The organism is Pseudomonas meliae, from assembly GCF_001400515.1.
Taxonomy (GTDB): domain Bacteria; phylum Pseudomonadota; class Gammaproteobacteria; order Pseudomonadales; family Pseudomonadaceae; genus Aquipseudomonas; species Aquipseudomonas amygdali.
In genome coordinates, this window is record NZ_LJQT01000157.1 from 21,786 (window position 1) to 26,071 (window position 4,286).

The following is a 4,286-nucleotide window of genomic DNA, read 5'->3' on the forward strand; positions in this document are numbered from 1 at the left end:
TCTAGCCGCTTGCTGGAGCAGGCAGCCGAAGGTGGCGCGCGGCTCGCGGTGCTGCCCGAAAACTTTGTTGCCATGGGGCGGCGTGACGTGGCCAACATCGGTCGTGCCGAAGCTCATGGGCATGGGCCGATCCTGCCATGGTTGAAACTGGCCGCACGCGACCTCAAGTTATGGATTGTTGCCGGAACCTTGCCACTGCCGCCGGATGAGCGACCCGATGGCAAGGTGACGGCGTGTTCGTTGCTGATCGATGAACACGGTGAGCAGGTGGCCCGGTATGACAAGCTGCATCTGTTTGATGTGGATGTTGCTGACAATCGGGGCCGCTACCGTGAATCCGATGACTATGCTCACGGAAACAATGTGGTGGTGGCCGATACACCTGTAGGGCGCGTGGGGCTGACAGTCTGTTATGACTTGCGCTTCCCCGAGCTGTACACCGCGCTGCGGGAGGCCGGTGCTGAACTGATTACCGCGCCGTCAGCTTTTACTGCGGTAACGGGTGCTGCGCACTGGGACATTCTGATCCGGGCGCGCGCCATCGAAACCCAGTGTTACGTGCTGGCGGCGGCACAGGGCGGGGTCCATCCGGGGCCTCGCGAGACTTACGGGCACGCGGCCATCGTTGATCCATGGGGCCGCGTACTGGCCGAGCAGGCACAGGGTGAAGCCGTGCTGCTGGCCAGGCGCGACAGTGAAGAACAGGCGTCCATACGGGCGCGGATGCCGGTGTCCAGTCACCGGCGCTTTTTTTCGCAGGACGCCATGCGGCCTGCTTCGGAGTGAATATGAGTGATCAACACCTTCTGGCCCCTGGTGGCCTGAGCCTCGACAGCCTGCAATCGGTGCTCGGAGAGCTTGCCGGGCCGGGTATCGACGCGGCTGATCTGTATTTTCAGGGCATGATCTCCGAGTCCTGGTCGCTCGAAGACGGCATCGTCAAGGAAGGCAGTTTCAATCTCGATCAAGGCGTGGGCGTGCGTGCTCAATCGGGCGAAAAGACTGGTTTCGCTTACAGCAATGCCATCACTGAGGACGCACTGCGCACCGCTGCCCGTGCTGCCCGTTCCATCTCCCGCGCTGGGCAGAATGGCCGGGTGCAGGCTTTTACCTCGCAGGATGTGGCCCAGTTGTACGCCCCGGATAATCCTCTGGAAGTGCTGAGCCGCGCCGAGAAGGTCGAACTGCTCAAACGCATTGACGTCGCGACGCGCGCGCTGGACTCGCGTATCCAGCAGGTGTCTGTGAGCATGGCCGGTGTCTGGGAGCGCATTCTGGTGGCCGCAGCCGATGGCAGTCTGGCCGCCGATGTGCGTCCGCTGGTGCGCTTCAACGTCAGTGTCATCGTCGAGCAGAACGGCCGCCGCGAGCGGGGCGGGCATGGCGGTGGCGGGCGTACGGACTACCGTTATTTTCTGACCGATGATCGTGCCATGGGCTACGCGCGTGAAGCGCTGCGTCAGGCGCTGGTCAACCTGGAAGCGATTCCTGCTCCGGCAGGCACATTGCCGGTGGTGCTGGGTTCCGGTTGGTCAGGCGTGCTGCTGCACGAGGCGGTTGGTCACGGCCTTGAAGGTGACTTCAATCGCAAGGGCAGTTCGGCTTACAGCGGGCGCATGGGCGAGATGGTTGCATCGAAACTTTGCACGATTGTTGACGACGGTACCCTTGCAGGGCGTCGCGGCTCGCTGAGTGTCGATGACGAAGGCACACCGACCGAGTGCACCACACTGATTGAGAACGGCGTGCTCAAGGGCTACATGCAGGACAAGCTCAATGCCCGCTTGATGGGTGTCGCACGGACTGGTAACGGTCGTCGAGAGTCCTACGCTCACCTGCCGATGCCACGTATGACCAATACCTACATGCTGGGCGGGCAGAGCGACCCGCAGGAAATCATCGCCTCGGTGAAGCGCGGTATTTACTGCGCCAATCTGGGTGGCGGTCAGGTGGATATCACCAGCGGCAAATTCGTGTTTTCGACCAGCGAGGCTTATTTGATCGAGGACGGCAAAATCACTGCGCCGGTCAAGGGTGCGACCTTGATCGGTAACGGGCCGGAAGCCATGAGCAGGGTATCGATGGTGGGCAACGACCTGTCGCTCGATAGCGGCGTGGGGACGTGCGGGAAGGACGGCCAGTCTCTGCCGGTCGGTGTGGGTCAGCCCACGCTGAAAATCGATGCGATCACAGTGGGTGGTACGGGTAGCTGAAGGTGAGTCGGGGCTGGCCGCTTGCTGCTGCCGGCCCCGCGGTTGAAATCAACGCAGACCGCGTTGAAGTTCGTCCAGCTCACGGATGTATTTGAAGATTTTGCGGCTGGTGGCCGGCGGTTTGTTACGTGCAACTTCGTGTTGCGCCTGACGAATCAGCGAGCGCAGCTGCTGACGGTCGGCATCGGGGTATTCGACAACGAATTTCTCGAGGTCGGCGTCATCACCCGCGATCAGGCGATCACGCCAGCGCTCCAGATTGTGAAAACGTTCGTTGTATTGGCGAGTGGAGGCATCGAGTTGGTCCAGCAACACCAGAATGGCTTCCTGGTCCTGATCGCGCATCAGCTTGCCAATGAACAGAATATGCCGCTTTCGCGCGATGTTTGCCGTGTGCTTGGGCGCTTCGGCCAGGGCCTTGCGCAAAGCGTCGGTCAGCGGCAACTTGGCCAGCACATCGGCTTTGAGTGTTGTCAGTCGCTCGCCGAGGTCGACCAGAGCATGCAGCTCTCGTTTGACCTGGGTTTTGCTTTTCTCCCCGTCGAGGGAGTCGTCGTAAGAATCAACCATGGGGGCAGTCCGCAAAGAAACGCCGCCATGATAACCAGTCGTGGGCCGCTTGTCCGGCCCGGTCGGTATTCGGCCTGTGCTGAAAGAAGAATTTGATGGAGAAAGTCATGAGTGCAACCCAAAGCGTCGGTCCGCAAGCCTTGCCCGAACTGCAGGAACAGGTCGAGCAGATTATCGCCGAAGCCCGGCGTCAGGGCGCCAGCGCCTGCGAAGTCGCAGTGTCGGTGGATCAGGGACTGTCGACATCGGTCCGTCAGCGTGAAGTTGAAACCGTAGAGTTCAACCGCGACCAGGGTTTCGGTATCACCCTGTATGTCGGGCAGCGCAAGGGCTCGGCCAGCACCTCGGCCACAGGTGCCGATGCCATTCGTGAAACCGTTGCCGCTGCATTGGCGATTGCCGAGCACACCTCCGAAGACGAAAGCTCCGGGCTGGCTGATGCTGCGCTGATGGCCAAAGAGATCATGGATTTCGATCTTTATCACACCTGGGATATAACGCCCGAGCAGGCCATCGAGAAAGCGCTGATCTGCGAAGCCGCGGCCTTCGACGCCGACAGCCGGATCAAGAACGCCGATGGCACCACGCTCAATACCCATCAGGGCTGCCGTGTGTATGGCAACAGCAACGGCTTCATCGGCGGTTATGCATCAACGCGGCACAGCCTCAGTTGCGTGATGATCGCCGAGGGCGAAGGCCAGATGCAGCGTGATTACTGGTACGACGTCAATCGCCAGGGTGAGCTGCTGGCTGATGCCCAGAGCATTGGTCGCAAGGCTGCGTTGCGTGCGGGGAGCCGTCTGGGTGCGCGTCCTGTGCCGACCTGTGAAGTGCCGGTGCTGTTTGCCGCAGAACTGGCAGGTGGCCTGTTCGGCAGCTTTCTCGGTGCCATTTCCGGTGGCAACCTGTACCGTAAATCGTCATTTCTGGAGGGGGCCCTGGGTCAGCGGCTGTTCCCGGAGTGGATGACCATTGATGAGCGTCCGCACTTGAAGCACGCAATGGGCAGTTCGGCGTTCGACAGCGACGGTCTGGCAACGTTTGCCAAACCGTTCGTGGAAGGCGGCGATCTGGTTTCCTATGTGCTGAGCACTTATTCCGGCCGCAAGCTGGGCATGCCGAGCACTGCCAATGCGGGCGGGGTGCATAACCTGTTCGTCACCCATGGTTCGGAAGATCAGGCCGCGCTGATTCGACTTATGGGCCGTGGCTTGCTGGTAACCGAATTGATGGGCAGCGGCCTGAACATGGTTACCGGTGACTATTCGCGGGGCGCAGCAGGTTTCTGGGTCGAGAACGGGGAAATACAATTTCCGGTTCAGGAAGTGACGATCGCCGGCAACATGCGTGACATGTTCAAGCAGATCGTCGCCGTTGGCAGCGATCTTGAACTGCGCAGCAACATCCGCACCGGCTCGGTGCTGATCGAGCGTATGACCGTAGCGGGTAGCTGAGCCTCGCGACGCTTCACTGGTCCGCGATATCCAGGTTTTGTAGGAGCGG

General features: G+C 60.8%; 4 protein-coding genes. 3 read left to right on the plus strand and 1 reads right to left on the minus strand.

The window, feature by feature from the left end; all coding sequences use genetic code 11:
• Positions 1 to 786, plus strand: a 786-nt coding sequence (locus tag ALO64_RS07015; protein ID WP_235804980.1) for a carbon-nitrogen hydrolase family protein, incomplete at its 5' end; no start/stop codon positions are given.
• A gap of 2 nt (positions 787 to 788) precedes the next feature.
• On the plus strand, positions 789 to 2,213 hold the full coding sequence (tldD, locus tag ALO64_RS07020; protein WP_044344697.1) for a metalloprotease TldD: 1,425 nt from the start codon (positions 789 to 791) through the stop codon (positions 2,211 to 2,213).
• Positions 2,214 to 2,261: 48 nt separating this feature from the next.
• On the opposite strand, the gene yjgA is transcribed toward tldD, so the two are convergent.
• Complete coding sequence (gene yjgA / locus ALO64_RS07025; RefSeq protein WP_003364101.1) at positions 2,262 to 2,783, minus strand: ribosome biogenesis factor YjgA; 522 nt, start codon at positions 2,781 to 2,783, stop codon at positions 2,262 to 2,264.
• A 107-nt stretch (positions 2,784 to 2,890) separates the two neighbouring features.
• Here yjgA and pmbA point away from each other — a divergent pair, with 107 nt between their 5' ends.
• The gene (gene pmbA / locus ALO64_RS07030) at positions 2,891 to 4,237 is read left to right on the plus strand and encodes a metalloprotease PmbA (RefSeq protein ID WP_044344699.1); all 1,347 of its coding nucleotides are present in this window, start codon (positions 2,891 to 2,893) and stop codon (positions 4,235 to 4,237) included.
• Positions 4,238 to 4,286 lie beyond the last annotated feature (49 nt).

Coding starts and splice junctions, on each gene's coding strand:
- yjgA (WP_003364101.1), bottom strand. CDS start 2,783: ATGGTTGATTCTTACGACGACTCCCTCGACGGGGAGAAAAGCAAAACC.
- pmbA (WP_044344699.1), top strand. CDS start 2,891: ATGAGTGCAACCCAAAGCGTCGGTCCGCAAGCCTTGCCCGAACTGCAG.
- tldD (WP_044344697.1), top strand. CDS start 789: ATGAGTGATCAACACCTTCTGGCCCCTGGTGGCCTGAGCCTCGACAGC.